Source organism: Blastomonas natatoria (assembly GCF_003201955.1).
Classification (GTDB): domain Bacteria; phylum Pseudomonadota; class Alphaproteobacteria; order Sphingomonadales; family Sphingomonadaceae; genus Blastomonas; species Blastomonas natatoria.
The window spans coordinates 58,942-81,440 of sequence record NZ_QJJM01000003.1 but is presented as its reverse complement, the minus strand read 5'-3'; the positions used below and the strand labels follow the sequence as shown (position 1 = coordinate 81,440).

Below are 22,499 nucleotides of genomic sequence, written 5' to 3'. Positions count from 1 at the left end.
GCGTGGACGCAATGGCACAGGCGGATTTCGATGTGGCGGTCATCGGCGGCGGACCATCGGGTGCGACCGCTGCGAACGATCTGGCGCGGCGCGGGCTCAAGGTGCTGCTCCTCGACCGGGCCGGGCGGATCAAGCCATGCGGTGGGGCAATCCCGCCCCGGCTGCTCAAGGATTTCGAGATTCCCGAATCGCTGCTCGTCGCCAAGGCGCGCGCGGCGCGGATGATCGCGCCCTCGGGCCGCGAGGTCGACATGCCGGTCGGCGACGGCCCCGAAGGCAAGGGCTTTGTCGGCATGGTCGACCGCGATGTGTTCGACGAATGGCTGCGCGAGCGCGCACGGGCCAATGGCGCGACGCGGATCACCGGCAGCTATGAACGGATCGACCGCGACTCCGACGGCATGGCGGTGCTGGTCTGGCGCGAGGGGCGCGGCGGTCCCGACCGCCGGTTGCGCGTGCGATCGGTCATCGGCGCGGACGGCGCGCGCTCTGCCGTCGCGAAGGAGAACATCCCGGGGGCAACGGACGTCAAATGCGTCTTTGCCTATCACGAGATCATCAAGGCCCCCGAACCGGCAGTGGCCGCCGATTTCGATCCCGATCGCTGCGACGTCTATTATCAGGGCCATCTCTCGCCCGATTTCTATGCGTGGATCTTCCCGCACGGTGAGACCGCCAGCATCGGGCTGGGCAGCGCGCACAAGGGTTTTGCCTTGCGCGAGACCACCGCGCTGATGCGCAAGCAGGTCGGGCTGGACGGGTGCGAGACGATCCGCAAGGAAGGTGCGCCCATCCCGCTCAAACCCCTGAAACGCTGGGACAATGGCCGCGACATCGTGGTCGCCGGCGACGCGGCGGGCGTGGTCGCCCCGGCGTCGGGCGAGGGCATCTACTATGCCATGGCCTGCGGGCGACTCGCGGCCGATTCGGTCTACCAGTTCCTCGCCACCGGCAAGCCTGCCGCGCTCAAACAGGCGCGCAAGGCGTTCATGAGCAAGCACGGCAAGGTGTTCTGGATCCTGGGGATCATGCAGTATTTCTGGTATTCGTCGGACAAGCGCCGCGAGCGCTTCGTCAAGATGTGCGCCGATCCGGACGTGCAGTATCTGACCTGGCAGAGTTACATGCACAAGGAGCTGGTGCGCCGCAAACCGGTGGCGCATGCCAAGATCTTCGTGAAGGACATGGGCCATCTGCTCGGGCTTTCGCGGGCATAACTGTTGACGGACGCACAGGCCGAGAGGCCGCAGCTGGGAGGCTGGAATGCATCGTGAAGGCTTGCTGCCGGTCATCCTGGCAGCGATGGCGGCGTTGATCGTCGCAGCCGGTGGCGCGACGATCACCGATCTCGGCCCCTGGTATCAGGGGCTGCGGCAGCCCAATTGGGCCCCGCCCGGCTGGCTTTACGGTGTCGCCTGGACGCTGATCTTTGCCCTCGCCGCCATAGCCTCGCTCGCCGCCTGGCGCGCCGCGCCCAGCGTCAAGGCGCGGACCAACGTCATCGGGCTGTTCGCGTTCAACGGTTTTCTCAATGTGCTGTGGAGCCTCCTCTTCTTCCGCGTGCAGCGGCCCGACTGGGCGCTGATCGAGGTCGCGCTGCTCTGGCTCTCGATCGCCGGGCTGATCGTCTATTGCGGCCGCTTCTCGAAGCTCTCGGCCTTGTTGCTGCTGCCCTATATCGCCTGGGTCAGTGTCGCCGCCGCGCTCAACTATGCGATCGTCCAGCTCAACGGGCCGTTCGGCTGATGGAGTTTGCGCGCGCCCTGTTCGCCAGCGGCCATGTCGTCGATCTGGTGTTGGTGGTGCTCGCCGCCGAATTCGTCTGGCTGGTGATCCGCGGCAACCGGGCGATGGACGTCGGCCTGGGACTGGGCGCGGCGGTGCTGATGATGCTGGCGCTGCGCGGTGCGCTGACCGGGGCACCCTGGCCGTGGATTGCGCTGCCGCTGGTCCTGTCCTTCCCGCTACACCTGGCCGATCTGGGACGGCGCGGGATGCTGAGGCGGCACCGGGCCTGACTGGCCCCTGCGCAGGCAGGGGACCGCAAGCCGCATCGCCGCTTGGACACGCCTCTCCCTCGATGGGAGAGGCAGCGAGACTTGACGACGAAGGAGCCTAGTCGCAGCGGTGAGGGTGAAGGTGCGTGCTGTGCGGGAGGGCGTGGCGTTGCACCATTCGCGCCAGCCGGTACGATCACCCCCACCCCACCCTCCCCCATCGAGGAGGAGGGCTTCCAGGGCTGTGCCAATCCGCAATCGCGCCATGTCCAGATAATGTGACAAACATCTGTCAAACATTATGGACACCTGCTAGCATTGCACAATGACCCGGCGCTTTCCCGATTGGCCAATCCATGCGGCATGAACCGATCATCGTCGCGGGCGCCGGCATGGGCGGATTGAGCGCCGCCGCGCTGCTCGCCGCAGCGGGCGAGCCGGTGCTGGTGGTCGAGCGGCAGAAGACTCCCGGCGGCAAGCTGCGCGAGGTGATGGCGGCGGGCCGTCCGGTCGATGGCGGGCCGACGGTGTTCACGATGCGCTGGGTGTTTGAACGGCTGTTCGCCGATTGCGGCGGTGATCTCGACAGTGCGATCCCCCTGACCCCCGCCAGCCTGATCGCGCGCCATGCCTGGGGGCCGGACGCGCCTTTCGACCTGTTCGCCGATGTGGCGCACAGCGAAGCCGCGATCGGCGACTATTTCGGCGCGCGCGATGCCGCCGGTTTCCGCAGCTTCTGCGCCGAGGCCGCGCGCATCTTCAACGTGCTGCGCGAACCCTATCTCGAAGCCCCTGCCCCCACGCCCTTCTCTCTGGTCACGCGCATCGGCCTCAGGCGCCTGCCCGAGACGATGGCGATCCGCCCCTATCAGGCGATGTGGAAGGCGCTGGGCCGCCATTTCCACGATCCCCGGCTGCAGCAGCTGTTCGGGCGCTATGCCACCTATTGCGGCTCCTCGCCGTTCGTCGCGCCCGCCACCCTGATGCTGATCGCGCATGTCGAGCAGGACGGGGTGTGGCTCGCCGACAACGGCATGCACTCGATCGCGACAGCCATCGCCGACCTTGCCCGCAGCAACGGCGCACAGTTCCGCTATGACGCCCCGATTGCCGAGATCGTCACCGAGCATGGCCGCGCTGCGGGTGTCCGGCTCGAATCGGGTGAGGTGATCCGCGGCCGCGCGGTAGTGTTCAACGGCGATCCTGCCGCGCTCCAAATCGGGCGGCTGGGCGATGCAGTGCGCAAGGCTGTACCCCCGGTGCCGCCGAAACAGCGGTCGCTCTCCAGCATGACCTGGCTGATGAACGCCAAGACCGCCGGTTTTCCATTGGTGCGCCACAGCGTGTTCTTCTCGAACGATTATCGTGCCGAGTTCGACGCGATCTTCGGGCGCGGTGCGGTGCCCGAATCCCCGACCATCTATATCTGCGCGCAGGACCGCGACGACCATAGCGCGCGCGCGCCGCCGGGTCCGGAGCGGCTGCAGCTCATCGTCAACGCGCCAGCCAATGGCGACACCAAACAGAGTTCACAGGCGGAGATCGACCGATGCGAGAGGCAAGTTTTCGGCTTCCTGGAGGCCTGTGGCCTGACGATCGACCGTTCGCCGGACAATTCGCATCTGGTGACCCCGGCGGATTACGAGCGACTTTTCCCGGCGACGGGCGGCGCCCTTTACGGCCGGGCGACCCATGGGTGGAAGGCGGCTTTCCAGCGGCCCGGATCGGCCAGCCGCCTGCCGGGGCTCTATCTGGCCGGGGGTGGCATTCACCCCGGCGCCGGGATCCCGATGGCGAGCCTCTCCGGCCGCTTGGCGGCAGAGCGGCTGCTTGCGGACCTGCCTTCGATGCGGTCGTCCCGCCGGGCGGCTATGCCTGGTGGTATATCGACGCGCTGAGCGACGACGGAAAACACGGCCTCACCATCATCGCGTTCATCGGCAGCGTGTTCTCGCCCTATTACCACTGGTCGGGGCGCGGCGATCCGAACAACCATATCGCGATGAACGTCGCGCTCTACGGCCCCGGCGGTGGCTGGTGCATGACCGAGCGTGGGTCGAAGCATCTGGCGCGCGATCACGACCATCTCGTCATCGGCCCCAGCTCGATGCACTGGGACGGCACCAGCCTGCGCATCGATCTGATGGAAATCACCGCGCCGATCCCGCGCCGGGTGCGCGGCACGATCCGCGTCTATCCGCACATGATGCCGCAGACCGCCTGGCCGCTCGACCTCGAAGGCCATCATGCCTGGCGTCCGATCGCCCCGCGCGCGGCGATAGAGGTCGACATGAAGAGCCCCGGTTTGAGCTGGCGCGGCGAGGGCTATATCGACAGCAATGCCGGGATCGAGCCGCTCGAGCGCGGTTTCTCCGACTGGCACTGGTCGCGCGCGCATCTGGGCCGCGATTCGGTGGTGCTCTATGAAGGCCAGCGCCGCGACGCCAGCCGCTTCGCCATGGGCCTGCGCTTCGCCGAGGACGGCACGATCAGCGAGGTCGAACTGCCCCCCGAACGCGTGCTGCCCAAGACCCTGTGGCGCATGCCGCGCATCACGAGGGCGGATGCAGGTGCCCCGGTCGAAATCCGCCGCACGTGGGAGGACACGCCCTTCTATTCACGCACCGCGCTCAAGACGCGCCTGTTTGGCGAGCAGGCCGAAGCGGTGCACGAGAGCCTGTCGCTCGACCGGCTCGAGAAGTGGATCGTGAAGCTGATGCTGCCGTTTAGGATGCCGAGGCGGGGGTAAGGGGCGGCTTTTGGGGGAGTGGAGAGCGCCATCCGGTGCGGGCGATAGCTTGGACGGAAGATCACTATTCTATGGCCGAAAGCAGCTCCTGAGAGATCATTCGGTCAACGATGATTTCGGAGTGATATAGGCCAAAATGGCCGTAGCCGCCGGGATATTTTGTCTTTCTGCCGACAAATGAAACCAGATAGCGATTGCCGATTTCTCCACTGGTTGCGCCGCTCAGCCATATTCTGTCGTTGGGAATCGGGCATTGAGTTTGTTCGGCATCAGCAGGACAGAAAACCGTGTGTTCATACTGTGCGACCCATTCACCGCGCCAGACTTTGGCAGGTTCCATATGGACGCACTGATCGGTTGGAAGTAGTTCGCTCACCTCATACCCATCAATTGTCTTTTTTCGTGTGCAAGGCTCGACATAATCGAGTGACTCCGGCCGCTCCAGAGCACGCTGGCGATCGATGGGATGGATGAAAGCCATATACGGTATGTCACCGAACGGCCTGATATCAAAAACAAGATAGCTTTCAGTCGCCTTCATTCGTCTAGAATTGGGACCATCGTTTCTTTGCACCAGCATAAATCCGGCGATGATCAATAGCGCAAGAAGGAAACCGAGATTTCTCATGGGCCGAGGTTAGGAGAGAATCCGAACAAGAGCAATATTTGCACTTCTCAGGTATTTGCAAATTCTTGGTCCTACCCGCACCATTCCCGCTCAGCCTGAGCTTGTCGAAGGCCCCGCTATATGGCCAGCGTGGGCGCGGGTCCTTCAACTTCGCGGGCTTCTCGTGAACCTGATTTTGCACGCGAAGACGCGAAGGCGCGAAGGGGCGGGCGTGTTCATGGAGAGGCTGCGCGATGCGCGTTCCCCTCCCTGCAAGGGAGGGGTTTGGGGTGGGTACGCGGTAGCCCGCCGGGGGTGCACCAAGGCGCGCGTGAATGACCCACCCCCTGCCCCTCCCTTTCAGGGAGGGGCAGGGGGTGCGGATGGCGGGTGGAGCCTATAGCCCTCTCCCCTTCAGGGGGGAGGGTTGGGAGGGGGGAATGCGCTGCCCTGCCCTGGCCAAACAAAACCGACCCTCGCTGGCCCCTCTCAACTTCGGCTAGGCAGCGGGCTGTCAAGCCTTCGTTTCTCTCCCCTGAGCCGCAGGCGAGCGAAGCTCAACGGGAGAGAGCGGAGGTGTGCGCTATGCCTCAGCCTTCCGCCGCACCCCCGGCGCGGGCGGGTCGACTGGGGCGCCCGCAAAGCATTGCGCGATAGCCATCCAGGCAGTGGCATTGGGACCCGTCAGCTTGAGCGACGTGTCCGCGATGTTGCGCGTCTGCGTGACGACCTGGCAGAATTGCTCCGCATCGCCCTCGATCAGCTCGCCGTCCGCCGGTTCGCCGAAGACCCACAATTCGCCCGACGGCGCGGTGAGGCGCAGTTGCGGCACCGGCTGGGGCGGCTCCAGTTTGCGGTTTTTGAAGGTCCAGCCATAGGTGTTGAGCCCGAGCACGCAGATATTCTTCAGCGCATCGCCATTCTCGCGATCCACCCCCAGCACGTCGAAGATCGCCTGGGCATGCGCCCAGCTTTCCATCAGCCGCGCGGTGATCGACGAGCGCGCGCTCATGCTCGGCCCGGCCCAGGGCACGCGCTGCGCGGGGTCGGCTTCGGCGAAATCGGCGGCGACCGCGCGATAGGTCTCGGCCCATTGCGCAATCAGTGCCTGGCCGGTCAGGCCATCGAGCCAGACGCGCTCGAAGCTGTTGAGGTCCCCGCCCTTGGCGATGATGCCGCCGACCTGCCGCATGAAGCCCTTGAACGCATCCTCGTCCTTGAGCGAGAGCTGCGCCGCCTGGTTCCAGACGTGCAGATGGCCGATGACATCGCTGATCGTCCAGCCCTTGAACGCGCTCGGTGTCGCCAGCACCGCCTCGTCCAGCGGCGCAACGAGCGCATGAATCCGGTCGCATTCGGTGAGGAAATCGCTCGCCTGCTGCATCACAAAAAGCCCTTCAGTTCGGCCATGAACCGGTCGAACTGGTCATGGTGCAGCCAGTGTCCGGCATCGGCGAATTTGGCGAGCCGCGCGTTCTGGAACAGCTCCATTCGGCCATCGGCCTCGGGGTCGGAGGCCCAGCTCTTCTCGCCCCAGCACAAGAGCGTCGGGCAGGTGATGCGCTGCCATAGCTGGTGCATGTGCTCGGGCGGAATGTCGAGGATCGGCCAGATGCGGATATGCGGGTCGAACTTCCAGCTATAGGTGCCGTTCTCGTTGCGGATCACGGCGTGTTCGCACAGGTGCCGCGCCTGATCGGCGGTGAGATAGCTGTTTTCCGCGTGCATCCGCGACAGCGCTTCCTCGAAGCTGTCATATTCGCGGTGCTTGCGCGTCGCCTTGGCGCGCTTGTCGGCATACCATTTGCGCCAGTGTTCGTGCACCGGGGTGGCGTTGCGCTCCTCGATCATCTTCGGTGATGGGCCCAGCCCCTCGATCGCGACGATCTTGCGCACCTTTTCCGGGTAAAGCCCGGCATAGCGCAAAGCGGTATTGCCGCCGAGCGAGTGCGAGACGATGGTCACCTGATCATAGCCGAACTGTTCGACCAGCTGCGACAGGTCGTAGACGAAGTTCATGATCGGATAGTTGCCGTCGGCGGTCCATTGCGAATCGCCATGGCCGCGCAAGTCGGGCGCGATGACATGCCAGTCTTGCTGCAGCTCGCTCGCCACCCAGTCCCACGAGCGGCAATGGTCCTCGCCGCCATGCACCAGGATCAGCGGCGGGGCATCCTCATTGCCCCAATCGGCATAATGCAGCCGCAGCCGCTGCGAGAAATAGGTCTGCGAAGAGGGTCCAGTCGGTTTCATGCCCGAACCTTAAACGGCTTTGCGCGCAAAAGAAAAGTGGCTTTGGGCGCGGGTTTCGCCTGACGCTACGGCAGGCTTGGCAGCGCGCGACGCACACACGAAAAAGGCCGGAGAAGCGCTATGCTTCCCCGGCCTTTTCGGGTGTCATGGATCGAGAGGATCAATCCAGACGGGCAAGTTCCTTCTTCGACAGCGAGGTCGAAACCTTGCCGTCGCCAGCGGTAAGGGTCGAGGCGCCGATGCGCACGACCTTGCCCTTGTAGATGACCAGGGCCGAGCCGTCTTCGAGAACGCGGGTCACCTTGCCGACGCGCTTGCCTTCGGCGTCGTAGATGGTCTGGTTCTTCGAGATCAGGGCGTCGTCCTGCGCGAAGGCGGGAGCGGCGGTGGCGGCCAGGAGAACGGCGCCGAGCAGTGCGGAACGAAGGTTCATGATGACATTCCTTTCAATCGCGGGGGAGGACGTTGGCCCCTTATGGGCGGTATTCTTGTGACCGCCATTTAAGCGTGCGATTGATAGGTTTCAATACGCAATGCTGCGTCTGCGAATGATATTTTCGCGAGGCTAGATGCAGATTTTGCAATTAGGCTTGTGCACCGTTTAATTTCAGTACCTTAGAATCTCAATAGGAGTTGTGCATCGCAACAAAGTTGCGCTTTTAGCACCTATAGCTCGGCTATTGCGCGGAAACCTTTGACCAAATCCGTTTGTCCCGAGCCTGTCGAGGGACCTGCGCCCACGTCCCTCGACAAGCTCGGGACAAACGGGAAGGGGGTGCTGCTACAGTTTGAGCATCTGCTTGCCCCGGTTCGCGCCGGAGAACAGCCGCTGCATCGTCTGCGGCGCGTTCTCGAAGCCGTGCTGAATGTCCTCGCGATAGGTCAGCCGCCCGTCCTTGACGAAGCCTGCCAGCCGCTTGCGGATTACCGGGAATTCCGCTGCCCAGTCGAGCACGATGAAGCCGGTCATCGTGGCGCGACGGAATATGAGGTTGAAATAGTTCTGCGGCCCGGCGGGCATCTGTCCGGTCTCGTAGCGGCTGATGCCGCCGCAGATGACGACGCGCGCATTCGTCGCAATCTGGCTGAGCATGTCGTCGAGAATCGCCCCGCCAACATTGTCGAAGATGACATCGACCCCGCGCGGACAATGCTGCCGGATCGCCTCGCGCACGCCGCCCGCCTTGTAATCGATCGCGGCATCATAGCCTGCTTCCTCGACGAGCCAGGCGCATTTGTCTGCGCCGCCCGCGATGCCGACGACGCGGCACCCGGCGATCTTCGCCAGCTGGCCGACCACCGATCCGGTCGCCCCGGCGGCGCCAGAGACCAGCACGGTATCGCCCGCAACCGGCTTGCCGATCTTGAACAGCCCGCAATAGGCCGTCAGACCCGTGGTGCCGAGCACCGACATCATCGCGGTCGGCGGCAATTCAGGATCGCACGGAACCAGCCCTTCCCCGTCCGAAAGGTGATATTCGGTCCAGCCGGTCGACCCGATCACCATCGTGCCGACGGGGAACTTGGCCTGGTTCGATTCGATCACCTCTGAAATGCCCGATCCGCGCATCACTTCGCCGATCTCGGTCGGCGCGACATAATCGGCGATATTCTCCATCCAGCCCTTCTGCGCCGGATCGAAGCCCAGATAATGCGTCCTGAGCAGCATCTGGCCAGGTGCGGGCGGCGGCAGCTCGCGCGTGACGAGTTCGAAATCGCTGTCTTGCACCGGGCGGCCACGGGGGCGGCCTGCGATCAGCCATTGGCGGGTGGTGGTCATGGTTTGCTCCTGTTCAAGCTCGGAAAAATCCGTTTGTCCCGAGCGAAGTCGAGGGACGTCGTGCATACGTCCCTCGACTTCGCTCGGGACAAACGGGAGGGGATGACTATGAAACGCTAGCCGATCTGCCGCTCGCCCTCCTGCCAGTAGAGCTTGCGCAATTCCTTCTTGAATATCTTGCCCGAAGGGTTGCGTGGCAGTTCGGATACGAAATCCACGCTTTTGGGGCATTTGAACCCGGCGATGTGCGTGCGCGCAAAGGCGATCAGGGCGTCCGCCTCCACCGCCTCGCCGTCCTTCAGCACCACGATTGCCTTCACCGCCTCGCCCCAGCGCGGATCGGGCACGCCAATGACGGCGCAGTCACGCACGGCAGGGTGGTGGTGCAGCGCGTTCTCGACCTCGGCGGGATAGATATTCTCCCCGCCCGAGACGATCATGTCCTTCACCCGGTCATACAGATACAGATAGCCGTCGGCATCGCGATAGGCCGCGTCACCGGTGCGGTACCAGCCCTGGACAAAGGCGCTGGCATTGGCCTCGGGCAGGTTGTGATAGCCCGCCATCACCAGCGGCGCGCGCACCCAGACCTCGCCGACCTCGCCTGGCGCGCGGTCCTGCCCGTCCTCGCCGACGATGCGCAATTCGACATCCGGGAACGGCTTGCCGCAGCCCTTCATCCGGGGTGTGCCCGCGACATCATGATCCTCGGGCGGCAGATAGACGATCGTCCCACTGGTCTCGGTCGCGCCATACATCTGCACGAACTCAGCATTCGGGAACATCTGCATCGAGCGGCTGAGCACGTCGAGCGGGATGGGCGACGCGCCATATGGAAGCACCCGCATCGAAGAGAAATCCGCGCCTGCGGCATCGGGATGGTTCAGAATCATGTTGAGCACGGCGGGCACCGCGAACATCTTGGTGATGCCATGCTGCTGCACCGTGGCGATGATCGCGGCGATATCGGGCTGGGCAAGGATCACCCCGGTGCCGCCGCCGTTCAGCGTCTGCATCACCCAGGCGGTGCCACCGATATGGAAGAGCGGCATCGCCACCAGCGACACGTCGCTCGGCCACCAGGCTGCCCAGTCCTCGCCGATCTTGCGGCCCTGGCTCAGTGAGGCCGTAAGGCTGCCATGCGTGAGCAGCGCCCCCTTGGGGTGCCCCGTGGTACCCGAGGTGTAGAGCTGCACCGCGACATCCGCCGGGTCCAGCGCTGCAACGCTGTCATCCGCCGCAAAGCCCTGCAGCCAGGTGCGAAAATCGTGCCGTCCTTCGAATGCGCCATCGCTGAGCAGGATCGTCTCCAGCCCCGCCTCGCCGCGCACCGCCAGCGCATTGTCCAGCACCGCCGATTGCGTCAGCAGCAGGCGCGCGCCGGCGTCCTGAACGATATAGGCGATCTCGCGCGGCACCAGCCGCCAGTTGACCGCCACCGTCACCGCCCCGAGGCGCAACGCGGCGATCAGCAGGATGACATAATCGATATGGTTGAGGCCGAGAAACGCCACCCGGTCGCCCTTGCCGATGCCGCTCGCCTTGAGTGCCGCAACGCAGCGGCGGGTCAGATCATGCAGCGTCGCATAATCGAGCGCCTCGTCATCCTGGATCAGCGCGGTCTTTTGCGGGGTCGCAGCAGCGCCGCGCGCCACCATCTCGGCAATCATGCTCATCGGATCAGTGCACCATCGCCTGGGCGTAGAGACCGCCATCGGCGGGATAGAAATTGCAGTGGAAACCGCTCGGCACGCGGAAGGGCACATGCACCCGCGCCACCGGCCCCGAGGCGATATCGAGCGCGTGGAAGATCGCCAGTTCGCTGCCCGGCGCATTGGCACGATGGACGAGCGTCATGGCATAGCCGTCCGCCTCGCCCTCCGGCCCCGTCTTCGCCCCGAGGCGCGGCGCGAAAATCAGTTCGCCCGCAGCCGAACCTTTCCCGAAATGATAGATATCCTCCTCGCCCGTCTCGGTATCGAAGCGAAGCACCGCATCGAGCCCTTCGGCCCGGGCATCGCGCGATTCCAGATTGATATTGGCAAAGGCATGACGCGTTCGGCGGGTCATCAGCCGGTCGTCGGGACGCGGGAATTGCAGGTCGCGTTCGTTCAGCACCTCCTCGCGCAGCATGTCGCTATTCGCATGCAGGTCGATCGTCCAGCGGCGCAGGCTCTGGCGCGTGCCCGCATGCGTGGCGCGCACCCCGGTCTCGTCGGGGAACAGCGCGGTGCCGTTGGCGGCGGCGACATCGGCGATGATCCTGCCGTCCTCCTCCCACACGTTCAGTTCGTGGAACATGTGGCGCGGCTCGTATTCAAACCAGCGCACGTCGCAGGCCCCGCCCCGGCGCGGCATCACCGCCAGCTTGGACGGGCGGTCGTTGACCCAGGCGGTCATCGGCCCGCCGCGCATGAAGCGGCCAAGATCGGTGTCGATCGGCAGCACCGGAAACACCACCCAGTTCTCGGTCACGAAGAAGGTGTGCATCAGGCTCATGTGCGGGACCGGGATGATCTGGCTGTGCGTCAGCGCGCCGGTGCGGTCGATAATGTCATAGCGGATTTCCGCCGCGCCCATCGGCCCGTTGATCATCGCGCCGATATTGATCAGCTCGCCGGTGGCATGGTCGATCTTGGGATGCGCGGAAAAGGTGGTGGAGATCGTCCCGCCATAATGCTCCTCGCCGATGGTGCTGAGGTCACGCGGGTGCATCTCGACCGGCGGCGCGCCTTCCATCAGCGCGAGCAGCTTGCCGCCGTGAATGATGATATTGGTGTTCGCGGTGTTGTAGCGCTTGCCCTGCACCGACGGGTCGGCGGTCATCGGATTGCCGAACACGCCGAACAGCCGTTCGCCCGCTGCCTTTTCCAGCTCGAACTTCTCGGTCCTGACCCAGCGGTTGCGCATCGAGACTCGGCCATTCTCGATGAAGAAGCCGTAGACCATGCCGTCGCCGTCGAACCAGTGATATTCGTCCCCGCGCGTCGGGTGCAGCGGCTCGGGTCCGTTGCGATAGAACACGCCTGCCAGATCGTCCGGAATCTCGCCCTCGATCACCAGGTCGGGCGCGTCCGCCTCGAACCGGTTGGGGGCATGGTGGCCATGCAGGAAGGGATGCGGCGGAAAGGGCTTGGCCATGGTCTTGCGTCTGCCTGTCCCAGATAGGTTTCAACAAAAGGCCCGCCGCTCCGATGCCAGAGCGACAGGCCGAGAGAGGCTATCAGAATTCGAGCATGAGTTCGGCCCCGATCTGCCGGGGCGGACGCACACCGGCAAAGGCGAACAGCCCCGCCACCGGCAGCGTGCTCGACAGACCGCGATTGTCGAAGAGGTTGCGGCCGAAGACGCTGAAGGTCGCGCTCGCCCCGCCGAAATCGTGCTTGTACGAGAGCGTCGAGTCGAGAATCTCGCGCTCCGAGGCTTCGCAGCGGCGGTCGTTGGTGATGATACCCTGCGCCTGCAGCGCCGGATCGGCCACGATGCAGGTCGTGTACTTGTCGACATAGCGGAAGATGGTGCTCCAGCGGAACTCGCCATCGCCCACCGGCCGGGTGTAATCGAACCCGGCGGACCAGGCATATCGGGGCGCACGCCGCAGATCGAGATCGGACACGTCGATGCCTCCGCGCACGAAATTCTGGTAATTGGCATCGAGATAGGTCGCCGAGAAATTGAACGACAGATCGTCTGCCGGCAGCGCGACAATCTCCAGCTCGACGCCCTTGATCCGCGCAGAAGCCGCGTTCTCGACGATGGTTTCCTGCGCCTGAATGGCGTTGAACGGCGCTTGCGTCGCGCGCACCAGCTCTTCCTGCTTGTCCGAATAATCGGTCTGGAAGATCGCGATATTGGTGCGCAGGCGGCGATCGAGCCAGTCCGCCTTCAGGCCGATTTCATAGGCATCGACAATTTCGGGCTGATACGGGCCGATAGCGGTCGGCGTCGCGGCGCGGCCGTTGAAACCACCCGATCGGAAGCCGCGCGAATAGCTGGCATAGAGCAGTTGCCCGTCATCGAACTGGTAGTCGAGGCTGGCGCGATAGGTGAACTCGCCGAAATCCTCGGAGCCACGGCAATCGGCAGCGACGATCCCGGCAAAGCCCACGGGACAAGCCCCGGTCGGGCTGAGCGCAAAATTGGTGACCAGCGCCTTCTCGTCCTTGGTATAACGGCCGCCTACGCCGAGCGTCAGATTGTCCGACAGCTTGAAGCGCGCATCGGCAAAACCGGCATAGGATTTGGAATCGCCGACCGAAAGCTGGAAGGCGCTGGCGCCGGGGCCGAGAAAGCCGAAGAACGAGGTCTGGCGCAGGGTGTACTGGCTATCGAAATAATAGGCGCCCAGCACGATATCCATCCAGTCGGTGACATCGCCTGCAAACCGGATTTCCTGGCTGAACTGCTCGTAGCGCTGGATGCGCAGGGTGTCGAAGAAGTTGATCGATGCCGAGTCGAAATCCTGCCGGACGCTTTCGTTGTTCTTGCGCCAGCCGGTGACCGAGGTGAGCGTGAAATCGCCCAGTTCGACGGTGATCGTCCCGCTGATCGCATCGGTCTTGTTGCGCACCGGGGTCTGGATATTGCCGAAAACGTCATAGAGCAGGCGGCTGTTGGTCGGCGTGCGGTTGCACTGGTTGTCCGGAATCTGAAATGCGCGGACCAGACCGACGCCCGGCACCGGCACCTGAAGGCAGATCAGGTCCAGATCGTTCGAGACGCTGGCGGTCGCGACCTCGCCATCTTCCTCCATATGCTCGTAGGTGATCACCGCTTCGATATCGTCGGTGGGCGTGATCAGCGCGGTGACGCCGGCAGTCCAGACCTCATACTCGTTGGTGCGGCGGTTGCCCTGCGTCACGTTGCGCAGATAGCCATCGGTATTGTCGTAGAAGAAGAAGCCCTTGAGCGCGAGGAAATCGCCGATCATCGGCGTGTTCACGACCAGGCGCCCACGGATGGTGTTATATTCGGCATAGCCGATCGAGGCGCGCACGCCCCATTCGCCGGTCGGTTTGCTGCGGCGGACGTTGATGACACCACCAATCGTGTTGCGGCCAAACAATGTGCCCTGCGGCCCGCGCAAGATCTCGATCGATTCCAGATCGAACGCATCGAGCAGCTGCCCGGTATTGGTGCCGATGAACACATCGTCGACCACCACACCGACCGCCGGGTCGAACGACTTTTCGATGTCCTCGAAGCTGATGCCGCGGATCGCGATCGCGGCAGCGGATGGCCCCGCGTTCACCGGATCGACGACGAGGCCGGGAACGCGTCCGGCAAAGTCGCGCAGATCGTCGACCGCGCCGGTAGCCAGAGCCTCGGAATCGATCGCGGAGACCGCAACCGGCACTGCCTGGAGCGATTCCTCGCGGCGTTGCGCGGTGACGACGATGGTGCGCAGGCCGCCCTCTTCGGCCTGTTCTGCACTCGCCGGCTGATCGGACGCCTCCTGCGCGATCGCCGCCTGGGGTGCCGCGAGCATCGCGAGCCCCAATGCGAAGGTTGACGCCGACAGATAGGTGGACACCCTCATGACAAACCTCCCCTCAATGCTGCGGCCTTTTTGACCCGCACCTTTTCCTATGCTGCGCGAAAATGATCCGGGGGCGACAATGCCTCAAGTGTCAAAAATGACAGTCGCGGACCCTACGGCAAGCGCTAGGTTGGCGGCACAGGGTCGGGGTCCGGCTGCCTTGCTGCGTGCCTGGAACGCGGCCCGCCAGCCCATGTCCGAGGGGAGGGAACGCCATGCCGGTCCAGCGCAGCTTCTGCCGTTTCTGCCACGCCAATTGCGCGATCCTGGTCGAGACCGAGGGCGACCGCGTGGTGCGCGTGTCGGGCGACCGGCAAGACCCGGTGTTCGGCGGCTATACCTGCATCAAGGGGCGGCAACTGCCCGAGGCGCATCATCATCCCGAGCGGCTGCTGTCGTCGCAAAAGAAAGGCGCGCACGGCTTCGAACCCATCGCCACGCAAGCGGCGCTCGACGAGATTGCCGCGCAGCTGAAGCCGTTGATCGAGGAGCACGGTCCGGACAGCGTTGCGATCTATGCTGGTACCTATTCCTTCCAGAACAGCGCCGGGGTCGCCTCGGCCATGGCGTTCGCGCAAGGGCTGGGCACCCGGCATTTCTATACCAGCGTCACGCTCGACCAGCCCGCGAAGGTGTACACCGCCGCGCAATATGGCAGTTGGTCGGGCGGCGGGCATGTGTTCGGCGAGGCAGATGTCGCGTTCTTCATCGGCAACAACCCGATCGTCTCGCATTACGGACCACCGGGCGGCCTTCCGCCCTTCTCGCCCTCGCGGCGGTTGCGTGATGCGATCGCAGGCGGCCTCAAGCTCATCGTCGCCGATCCGCGCGAGAGCGATGTCGCGGAGCTCGCGCATATTCACCTGCCTGTGAAGCCCGGCGAGGACCCGGCGCTGCTTGCGGGGATGATCCACGTGATCCTGCAGGAGCGGCTCTATGACGAGGCGTTCGTGCAAGTGCATGTCGATGGCCTCGCCGAACTCAAAAAGGCGGTTGCGGGCTTCCCGCCTGCCGTCGCCGCCGCGCGCGCGGGCGTGAGCGAGGCCGATCTGGTGGCGGCCGCGCGGATGTTCGCGGGTGGGAGGAAAGGCTCGGCCAGCACCGGCACCGGCCCGGAAATGGCGGGCAACGGTACGCTGACCCAATATCTGGTGAGCAGCCTCAACATCCTGTGCGGGCGCTTCTGCCGCGAGGGCGAGAAGAGCTCGATCCCGCGCATCTTCACGCCCGTCACCCCGCGCCGGGCGCAGGTCAATCCGCCGATGAAGCTGTGGGGCGAAGGCTATCCCGCCTCGCGCTTCCGCGGCCTCACCCATCTGATGTTCGAGATGCCGTGCAACGTGATGGCCGACGAAATCCTCACCCCCGGCCCCGGCCAGGTGAAGGCTCTGATCTCGATCGGCGGCAACCCGATGCTCGCCTTTCCCGATCAGGACAAGATGGCGCGCGCGATTGACGCGCTCGAACTGTTCGTCAGCGTCGATGTGCGGGCGGAAGGCGTATCCGCGCGCCGCAGCGACTATATCCTCGCGCCGCTGATGAGCCTCGAGCGCGACGACATCTCGTCGCTGTCCGAATGGTGGTACGAGATTCCGTACGCGCGCTATACCGAGGCGATCCTGCCGCGCCCCGGCGATCTGCTCGACGAGTACGAGATGCTCTGGGGGCTGGCGAAGCGGCTCGGCACCGGGCTGCCGCTGGCGGGCGGGCCGTGTCCGATGGATGCCTGCCCGGACAAGGAGGCGTTTCTCGACCTCGCGGTCGCAGGCTGCGTGGTGCCGCCGAGCCAGGTGCATGCCGACAGCCCCGATGGCCGTGCAGTCATCTATCACGACCGGCACCCGATCGTCGAACCGGCGGAACCTGGCCACGAGGCGCGGTTCGATCTGGCAGCAGGTGCGATGCCGCAGCAATTGATGCTGTATGGCCGCAACGATCCGGCGCAACAGGGCTATCCCTTCCGACTGATCTCGCGCCGCAGCCGCCACCGCTTCAACTCGACCGGCGGGCATCTCTCCGCACTCAGGGCCAAGCGCACCACCAATCCGGCGCATATCCATCCTGATGATCTGGAAGGGCTGGGCGTCGCGGATGGCGAGATGATCCGCATTGCCTCGCCGCACGGCGAGGTGCACGCGCTCGCCAAGGCCTCGGCAGCGTTGCGGCGCGGCGTCATCTCGATGGCGCACGGCTATGGCGATCCCGATGTCGGGAAAGACGAGGTGCCACTGCGCGGGGGCTCCACCAACCGGCTGGTCAGCGAAACCGCAGGCTATGACCCGATCACCGGCCAGGCGCTGCAAAGCGCGATCCCGGTCAAGGTGCTGCGTGCTTGAAGTCGCACAGACCGATCCTTCGGGGCATCCGGGATTGCAGCCGCAAGGATGTTTGGGCATCACAAGCAGGATGACATTCACCCCCGTCACCCCTGCCGATCTCGAACCGGGCACCACCCGTTTTGTGCAGCATGAGGGTGCAGCATATCTGCTCGTCCGTGATGCTGAGGGGGCGCTGCACGCACTCGATGGGCTGTGCAGCCATGCGCTGCTGCCGCTGGAGGGCGCGAGGGTGCGACGCGGCCATGTGCTGTGTCCGCACCATGGCGCGCGCTTTGAGATCGCCACGGGCGCCGCCAAGGGACCGCCGGCCTATTGCGGCGTCAGAACCTGGCCGGTGCGGGAAAGGGACGGAATGATTGAACTGGATAGCCACGCATGACATTCGACGTGAAGGACAAGGTCGTGCTGGTCACAGGCGCGGCCTCGGGCATCGGGGCCGCCACTGCACGCCTTGCGGCGGAGCGCGGTGCCAGGGTGATTGCGACCGATATTGATGGCGAGCGCATCCAGGCGGTCGCTGCGGATTGTCAGTGCATCGGCCTCAAACACGATGCCACCTTGGCCGACGACTGGGACAATGCGATTGCCGCCGCCGTGCATCATCACGGACGGCTGGATGCGCTGGTCAGCAATGCGGGGATCGTCAATTACGAGCCGATCATCGATCTCGACATGGCCCGCTTCCGAAAGCTCAACCAAGTGCATGTCGAAGGAAGCTTTATCGGACTGCAAAAGGCAGTGGAGCAGATGCGCGCGCAATCGGGCGGGGCGCCTGCGACGGGAAGCATCGTGCTCACCGCATCGGTCATGGCCAATTGCGCGGCACCGGCCATTTCCGCCTATGCGGTCGCCAAGGCGGCGATGGCGAACATGGCGCGCGCGGTCGGCGTCGAGCTGGGCCGCAAGGGCGACATGATCCGCGTGAATGCGCTGTGCCCCGGCCCCACCCGCACCCCGCTGCTCGAAGGCGCGATGCCGCCCGGCGCGATGAACGATCCTGCGCACTGGACCGACGTGCCGCTGGGCGTGCCGCAGGAGCCCGAGGACATGGCCGAAAGCATCCTGTTCCTGATCAGCGAGGAAAGTTCGTTCATGACCGCGACACAGATGGTGGTCGATGGCGGATGGAGTCTGACGTGATGCTGGCAGCAGGCATGAACCCAGGTCCGTTTGTCCCGAGCGAAGTCGAGGGACGTACGCGAGAGGTTTGCGATCACGTCCCTCGACACGCTCGGGACAAACGGGGGTGGTTGATGGCGCGCCCCTTGCAAACGGAGGCCAGCGCATGACCCGTACCGCCATCGTCACCGGCGCGACCTCGGGAATCGGGCGCGCCACGGCCATCCGTCTCGCCAAGGCCGGCTTTCACATCATCGCTACCGGCCGCAATCCGGAGCGCGGCGCAGAGACCGTGCGCCAGGTCGAGGCGGCGGGCGGCAGTGCCGAGTTCCACAGCTTCGACGTCACCTCGGAAAGCGACTGGGCCGCGTTCGCCGAGACGGTGACCGCCCGCCACGCGTCGGTCGATGCCCTCATCAACTCCGCCGGATCGTTCTTCACCAGGCCCCTGCCTGAGACGACGCTAGAGGATTTCCGCGAGCTGTGGACCGCCGATGTCGAGAGCGTCGTGCTCGGCACCAAATACGGCTTTCGCATGATGCGCGATACCAGGAGCGCGGGGTCTATCGTCAACATCTCCTCGCTGGCTGGACTGATCGGGCTGGAAGATTGCGCCGCCTATTGCGCGGCCAAGGCGGCGGTGACGCATTTCAGCCGGGTCGCCGCGCTGGAAGGCGCGCAGATGGACCCGAAGGTACGGGTCAATTCCCTGAACCCCGGCGTGATCTATACAGAAATGATCACCGAGGCCTATGGCGACAATGATGCGGTGAAAGCCTTCGTGATGGACGGCAACGCACTCCAGCGCGTCGGAACGCCCGAGGACATCGCCAGCGCCGCCACCTTCCTCGCCTGTTCCGCCTCGCGCATGGTCACCGGCACCGCCATGCTGGTCGATGGCGGGCGGGGTGCGGACTGACCCTTTTCCATTCCCTGCACGGAGACGCTCCACCCATGACCCAGAACCGCCAGTTCATCCTGAAGCGCCGTCCGAACGGCGCGCCCGTGGCCGAGGATTTTGCGCTAGAGACTTCAACCATTCCCGCTCTGGACGAGGGCCAGTTCCTGATCCGCAACCATTATGCCTCGCTCGATCCGGCGCAGCGCGGCTGGATGTCGGACGCGGACAGCTACATGCCGCCGATCCCCTTGGGCGCCCCGGTACGCGCGACCACCATCGGCGTGGTCGAGAAGAGCCGCGCCGAGGGCTTTGCCAAGGGCCAATGGGTGATGGGCCTCAACGCGATCGAGGACTATTCGATCGGCACCCTGGGCGGCTTTACCCAGCCGATCGATCCGCACGCGGTGCCCAAGGTGACCAATTACCTCTCGCTCTTCGGCGCGGTGGGCATGACCGCCTATTTCGGCTTTCTCGACGTGTGCGAGCCTAAGCCGGGCGATGTCGTGCTGATTACCGGTGCCGCCGGGGCCGTGGGATCGCTGGTCGGGCAGATCGCCAAGATCCTGGGCTGCACCGCGATCGGCATTGCGGGCGGCGCGGAGAAATGTGCACGGCTGACCGAGCGTTATGGTTTCGACCATGCCATCGACTATCGCGGCAAGGACGTGGCCGCGCTCGATGCCGCGATCCGCGCGGTCGCGCCCGATGGCGTCGATGTGATCTTCGAGAATGTCGGCGGCGACATTCTCGATGCGGGCCTGATGAACCTCAAGCACGGCGCGCGCATCGGCCTGTGCGGGCTGATCAGCGAATACAACGCGCCGCAGCCGGTGGGCGCGCGCAATATTTGGCAGCTGATCGTGCACCGCGCCTCGATCCGCGGATTGCTGGTCGCCGATTATATCGCGCGTTTTGCCGAGGGCGGCGCGCAAATGGGCGAATGGGCGGCGGCCGGCAAGCTGATCGTCGACGAGCATGTCGACGAAGGGCTCGACAACGCGTTGCCCGCTTTCCTTCGGCTGTTCGAGGGATCGAACCAGGGCAAGATGATCCTGAAGATCGCCTGAGCGTGCGCGACCTTCTGGTCCTGTCGGGCGGCCATCCGTACGAGGCCGAGCCCTTTGCCGCTCTGCTTGCCAGCCTGGACGGATGGCGGGTGGAGCATCTCGTGCATCCCGAGGCCGAGGCGCAGGTGGCAGACGGTGCGGCGGAGAAAGCCGATGCGCTGCTGTTCTACGACATGCCTGGCTTCACCTTTGCCAACGGCACGGTAACGACGCGGCCCCCGTCGCCCGGCTTTGTTGCAGGCATCAAGGCGCATTTTGCGCACGGCAAGGGCGCGGTGGCGCTGCACCATGCGCTCGCCGGATGGGCGGACTGGCCGGAATGGGCGGAGATGCTGGGAGGCAAGTTCCTGTATCGGCCCGAGACGCTGCGCGGCCGCGAGTGTCTCGATTCGGGTTATCGGCACGATGTCGAATATCAGGCGGTGATGCTGAGAGACCATCCGGTAACACAGGGCCTGCCACCGCGCTTTGCTGTGTGCGACGAACTGTATCTCGCCGAGATTTTCGCCGAGCGGGTCACCCCGCTGATCGCAGCAGACCACGATTTTGTTGCGCACAATTTCCACTCTGCCGCACATGCCGTCGCGGGGCGGATGTTCGACAATTCAGCCTGGCCGCATCCGCCCGGAAGCCATCTGATCGGCTGGACGAAGCCCGTCGCGGCGGGGCAACTGGTCTATCTGCAGTTCGGCGATGGTCCCGCCGCCTATGCCAATCCCCATGTGCGGCAAATGCTGGCCAATGCTCTGGATTACGTTACACAGGACGAAAGCGGAGGGAGACGAGCATGAGCAGGCTGCAGGGACGCAAGGCGTTGGTCACCGGCGCGGCATCGGGCATCGGCGCGGCGACTGTGGCGCGGTTGCTCGCGGATGGCGCGACGGTGCTTGCCTGCGATATCAGCAGCGAAGGCATGGCAGGGACCATCAACCATGTCGCCAATCTTGCCGATCCGCAGGCCATTGCCGTGCTGGCAGCTGCAGCCGAAAGCCAGCTCGGCGGACTCGATATCCTCGTCAACAATGCCGGGGTCTGCCCGGTGGGCACGCTCGAGGACCTGACCGACGATCAGTGGCAGTTCGGGCTCGACGTCAACCTGCTCGCGCCCGCGCGGCTCGCCAAGGCATGCCTTTCGCTGCTCAAGGACTCTTCGACGGGCAGGGTGATCAATACCGGATCGATCCTGTCGCGCTATGGCGATGCGGGGCTCGGCGCCTATGCCGCCTCCAAGCACGCGATTCTCGGCTTTACCCGCTCGCTGGCGATGGAGCTGGGACCCTTCGGCATCACGGTCAATTGCGTGCAGCCCGGCTGCATCGTCACTGGCATGACGCGCGGCATGCTCGAGAACGGCGCGGCAGCCGAATATTATCGCGACAAGTCGGCGCTCAAGCGGCTGGGACAGCCCGAGGACATTGCCGATGTCATCGCCTTTCTGGCCAGCGACGACGCGCGCTTCATCACCGGCCAGGGCATCATCGCCGATGGCGGGGTAATGACCCACAGCTGAGCGGGCACAGGGTCGTCATTCGCTATCGAAATGGCTGAGGACATCGCGGCTGGCTTGGAGGATGTTGGCGATCTCCACGCTCTCGTCGCCATATCGGAAGAAGATGATATACCCATGGGCGGGGACGCTGCGCAGCCCGGGTGCCAAGTCGCTGCGATCCGATCCCAGCGTTCCGGGTAGTGAAGCCAGATGCGAGCATCTGGCGCGCAGTTTCTCGACAAAGCGCAGTGCCGTAGGCAGATGGCGGGACTCTAGGGTGATATGCCTGAGTATCTCGACCAGATCGTCTGTCGCAGCGTCAAGATAGATAAGTGCCCGCACCTAATATCCTTGTACCTTGAGCTCATGCGCTACTGTTTCCAAGCGCCGATCCACATCACCATCCGTATTCTCGCCACCGCGTGCAAGCGAAGTTTCGATCGTCTCGCGCAGCGCCGCAAGCTTCGCCTCGCGCTCTTCGACCAGGCGCAGGCCTTCGCGGATCACTTCGCTGGCGGAGGCATAGCGCCCGGTCTTGAGCAGCGCCTCGACATAGCCTTCCCACCGTTCGCCGATCGATACGTTCATCGCGGTCATTCCTTCCATTACCGACCCATGACCTATCATGATAACACAAAATGCGCAATTTTGGTTATCGC

At 64.5% G+C, this 22,499-nt stretch carries 22 protein-coding genes; 12 read left to right on the top strand and 10 right to left on the bottom strand.

The genetic code is table 11. From position 1 onward, the window contains the following. Positions 1–11: 11 nt before the first annotated feature. The 5 genes from C7451_RS04590 (at position 12) to C7451_RS04570 (ending at position 4,746) form a co-directional block, all read left to right on the top strand. Positions 12–1,217 carry a geranylgeranyl diphosphate reductase gene (locus tag C7451_RS04590; RefSeq protein WP_110297798.1) on the top strand — a complete coding sequence of 402 codons (1,206 nt, stop codon included), beginning with the start codon at positions 12–14 and terminating at the stop codon, positions 1,215–1,217. Between the two features lie 46 nt (positions 1,218–1,263). Then, on the top strand, positions 1,264–1,746 hold the full coding sequence (locus C7451_RS04585) for a TspO/MBR family protein (protein ID WP_110297797.1): 483 nt from the start codon (positions 1,264–1,266) through the stop codon (positions 1,744–1,746). Next, positions 1,746–2,018: a hypothetical protein gene (locus tag C7451_RS04580; protein ID WP_110297796.1), complete on the top strand. Its 273-nt coding sequence runs from the start codon at positions 1,746–1,748 to the stop codon at positions 2,016–2,018. The genes C7451_RS04585 and C7451_RS04580 overlap by 1 nt, the downstream gene beginning before the upstream one ends. A gap of 335 nt (positions 2,019–2,353) precedes the next feature. Then, positions 2,354–3,895 (top strand): 1-hydroxycarotenoid 3,4-desaturase CrtD, encoded by a 1,542-nt coding sequence (crtD, locus tag C7451_RS04575; protein ID WP_110297795.1) that lies wholly within the window; start codon positions 2,354–2,356, stop codon positions 3,893–3,895. A gap of 47 nt (positions 3,896–3,942) precedes the next feature. Continuing rightward, positions 3,943–4,746 carry a hydratase gene (locus C7451_RS04570; RefSeq protein ID WP_110297794.1) on the top strand — a complete coding sequence of 268 codons (804 nt, stop codon included), beginning with the start codon at positions 3,943–3,945 and terminating at the stop codon, positions 4,744–4,746. 64 nt (positions 4,747–4,810) lie between these two features. On the opposite strand, the gene C7451_RS04565 is transcribed toward C7451_RS04570, so the two are convergent. The 8 genes from C7451_RS04565 to C7451_RS04530 all read right to left on the bottom strand — a co-directional run bounded on the left by C7451_RS04565 (position 4,811) and on the right by C7451_RS04530 (position 14,925). Then, on the bottom strand, positions 4,811–5,374 hold the full coding sequence (locus C7451_RS04565; RefSeq protein WP_110297793.1) for a hypothetical protein: 564 nt from the start codon (positions 5,372–5,374) through the stop codon (positions 4,811–4,813). Between the two features lie 562 nt (positions 5,375–5,936). Beyond that, complete coding sequence (locus tag C7451_RS04560; RefSeq protein ID WP_110297792.1) at positions 5,937–6,737, bottom strand: TIGR03084 family metal-binding protein; 801 nt, start codon at positions 6,735–6,737, stop codon at positions 5,937–5,939. Beyond that, positions 6,737–7,606, bottom strand: a complete 870-nt coding sequence (locus tag C7451_RS04555; protein WP_110297791.1) for an alpha/beta fold hydrolase — start codon at positions 7,604–7,606, stop codon at positions 6,737–6,739. The genes C7451_RS04560 and C7451_RS04555 overlap by 1 nt, the downstream gene beginning before the upstream one ends. Positions 7,607–7,766: 160 nt before the next feature. Beyond that, entirely contained in the window at positions 7,767–8,039 is a 273-nt protein-coding gene (locus C7451_RS04550; protein WP_110297790.1) for a hypothetical protein, read from the bottom strand. A 348-nt stretch (positions 8,040–8,387) separates the two neighbouring features. Continuing rightward, positions 8,388–9,386 (bottom strand): NADP-dependent oxidoreductase, encoded by a 999-nt coding sequence (locus C7451_RS04545; protein WP_110297789.1) that lies wholly within the window; start codon positions 9,384–9,386, stop codon positions 8,388–8,390. Positions 9,387–9,502: 116 nt separating this feature from the next. Beyond that, entirely contained in the window at positions 9,503–11,062 is a 1,560-nt protein-coding gene (locus C7451_RS04540; RefSeq protein WP_110297788.1) for a long-chain-fatty-acid--CoA ligase, read from the bottom strand. Between the two features lie 4 nt (positions 11,063–11,066). After that, positions 11,067–12,527 carry a carotenoid oxygenase family protein gene (locus C7451_RS04535; protein WP_110297787.1) on the bottom strand — a complete coding sequence of 487 codons (1,461 nt, stop codon included), beginning with the start codon at positions 12,525–12,527 and terminating at the stop codon, positions 11,067–11,069. Positions 12,528–12,609: 82 nt separating this feature from the next. Continuing rightward, the gene (locus C7451_RS04530; protein ID WP_110297786.1) at positions 12,610–14,925 is read right to left on the bottom strand and encodes a TonB-dependent receptor; all 2,316 of its coding nucleotides are present in this window, start codon (positions 14,923–14,925) and stop codon (positions 12,610–12,612) included. Positions 14,926–15,140: 215 nt separating this feature from the next. Here C7451_RS04530 and C7451_RS04525 point away from each other — a divergent pair, with 215 nt between their 5' ends. The 7 genes from C7451_RS04525 (at position 15,141) to C7451_RS04495 (ending at position 21,861) form a co-directional block, all read left to right on the top strand. Further along, positions 15,141–17,261, top strand: coding sequence for a molybdopterin-containing oxidoreductase family protein (locus tag C7451_RS04525; RefSeq protein WP_110297785.1), 2,121 nt, complete (start codon positions 15,141–15,143; stop codon positions 17,259–17,261). Between the two features lie 70 nt (positions 17,262–17,331). Then, entirely contained in the window at positions 17,332–17,643 is a 312-nt protein-coding gene (locus C7451_RS04520; protein ID WP_167398420.1) for a Rieske (2Fe-2S) protein, read from the top strand. Continuing rightward, entirely contained in the window at positions 17,640–18,404 is a 765-nt protein-coding gene (locus C7451_RS04515; protein ID WP_110297783.1) for an SDR family NAD(P)-dependent oxidoreductase, read from the top strand. The genes C7451_RS04520 and C7451_RS04515 overlap by 4 nt, the downstream gene beginning before the upstream one ends. A 145-nt stretch (positions 18,405–18,549) precedes the next feature. After that, positions 18,550–19,302: an SDR family NAD(P)-dependent oxidoreductase gene (locus tag C7451_RS04510; RefSeq protein ID WP_110297782.1), complete on the top strand. Its 753-nt coding sequence runs from the start codon at positions 18,550–18,552 to the stop codon at positions 19,300–19,302. A gap of 35 nt (positions 19,303–19,337) precedes the next feature. Beyond that, positions 19,338–20,351, top strand: coding sequence for an NADP-dependent oxidoreductase (locus C7451_RS04505; RefSeq protein ID WP_110297781.1), 1,014 nt, complete (start codon positions 19,338–19,340; stop codon positions 20,349–20,351). 2 nt (positions 20,352–20,353) lie between these two features. After that, entirely contained in the window at positions 20,354–21,142 is a 789-nt protein-coding gene (locus C7451_RS04500; protein WP_244181592.1) for a ThuA domain-containing protein, read from the top strand. Next, complete coding sequence (locus tag C7451_RS04495) at positions 21,139–21,861, top strand: SDR family NAD(P)-dependent oxidoreductase (protein WP_110297780.1); 723 nt, start codon at positions 21,139–21,141, stop codon at positions 21,859–21,861. The genes C7451_RS04500 and C7451_RS04495 overlap by 4 nt, the downstream gene beginning before the upstream one ends. A 15-nt stretch (positions 21,862–21,876) precedes the next feature. Here C7451_RS04495 and C7451_RS04490 read toward each other — a convergent pair whose 3' ends face one another. Further along, the gene (locus C7451_RS04490) at positions 21,877–22,182 is read right to left on the bottom strand and encodes a type II toxin-antitoxin system RelE/ParE family toxin (RefSeq protein WP_110297779.1); all 306 of its coding nucleotides are present in this window, start codon (positions 22,180–22,182) and stop codon (positions 21,877–21,879) included. Next, the gene (locus tag C7451_RS04485; protein ID WP_110297988.1) at positions 22,183–22,428 is read right to left on the bottom strand and encodes a type II toxin-antitoxin system ParD family antitoxin; all 246 of its coding nucleotides are present in this window, start codon (positions 22,426–22,428) and stop codon (positions 22,183–22,185) included. Positions 22,429–22,499: the final 71 nt, after the last annotated feature.

Excerpts from the sequence above, each read along its gene's own strand:
- C7451_RS04590 (WP_110297798.1), top strand. The coding sequence starts at position 12 with ATGGCACAGGCGGATTTCGATGTGGCGGTCATCGGCGGCGGACCATCG.
- C7451_RS04585 (WP_110297797.1), top strand. The coding sequence starts at position 1,264 with ATGCATCGTGAAGGCTTGCTGCCGGTCATCCTGGCAGCGATGGCGGCG.
- C7451_RS04580 (WP_110297796.1), top strand. The coding sequence starts at position 1,746 with ATGGAGTTTGCGCGCGCCCTGTTCGCCAGCGGCCATGTCGTCGATCTG.
- crtD (WP_110297795.1), top strand. The coding sequence starts at position 2,354 with ATGCGGCATGAACCGATCATCGTCGCGGGCGCCGGCATGGGCGGATTG.
- C7451_RS04565 (WP_110297793.1), bottom strand. The coding sequence starts at position 5,374 with ATGAGAAATCTCGGTTTCCTTCTTGCGCTATTGATCATCGCCGGATTT.
- C7451_RS04560 (WP_110297792.1), bottom strand. The coding sequence starts at position 6,737 with ATGCAGCAGGCGAGCGATTTCCTCACCGAATGCGACCGGATTCATGCG.
- C7451_RS04555 (WP_110297791.1), bottom strand. The coding sequence starts at position 7,606 with ATGAAACCGACTGGACCCTCTTCGCAGACCTATTTCTCGCAGCGGCTG.
- C7451_RS04550 (WP_110297790.1), bottom strand. The coding sequence starts at position 8,039 with ATGAACCTTCGTTCCGCACTGCTCGGCGCCGTTCTCCTGGCCGCCACC.
- C7451_RS04545 (WP_110297789.1), bottom strand. The coding sequence starts at position 9,386 with ATGACCACCACCCGCCAATGGCTGATCGCAGGCCGCCCCCGTGGCCGC.
- C7451_RS04540 (WP_110297788.1), bottom strand. The coding sequence starts at position 11,062 with ATGAGCATGATTGCCGAGATGGTGGCGCGCGGCGCTGCTGCGACCCCG.
- C7451_RS04535 (WP_110297787.1), bottom strand. The coding sequence starts at position 12,527 with ATGGCCAAGCCCTTTCCGCCGCATCCCTTCCTGCATGGCCACCATGCC.
- C7451_RS04530 (WP_110297786.1), bottom strand. The coding sequence starts at position 14,925 with ATGAGGGTGTCCACCTATCTGTCGGCGTCAACCTTCGCATTGGGGCTC.
- C7451_RS04525 (WP_110297785.1), top strand. The coding sequence starts at position 15,141 with ATGCCGGTCCAGCGCAGCTTCTGCCGTTTCTGCCACGCCAATTGCGCG.
- C7451_RS04520 (WP_167398420.1), top strand. The coding sequence starts at position 17,332 with ATGACATTCACCCCCGTCACCCCTGCCGATCTCGAACCGGGCACCACC.
- C7451_RS04515 (WP_110297783.1), top strand. The coding sequence starts at position 17,640 with ATGACATTCGACGTGAAGGACAAGGTCGTGCTGGTCACAGGCGCGGCC.
- C7451_RS04510 (WP_110297782.1), top strand. The coding sequence starts at position 18,550 with ATGACCCGTACCGCCATCGTCACCGGCGCGACCTCGGGAATCGGGCGC.
- C7451_RS04505 (WP_110297781.1), top strand. The coding sequence starts at position 19,338 with ATGACCCAGAACCGCCAGTTCATCCTGAAGCGCCGTCCGAACGGCGCG.
- C7451_RS04495 (WP_110297780.1), top strand. The coding sequence starts at position 21,139 with ATGAGCAGGCTGCAGGGACGCAAGGCGTTGGTCACCGGCGCGGCATCG.
- C7451_RS04485 (WP_110297988.1), bottom strand. The coding sequence starts at position 22,428 with ATGAACGTATCGATCGGCGAACGGTGGGAAGGCTATGTCGAGGCGCTG.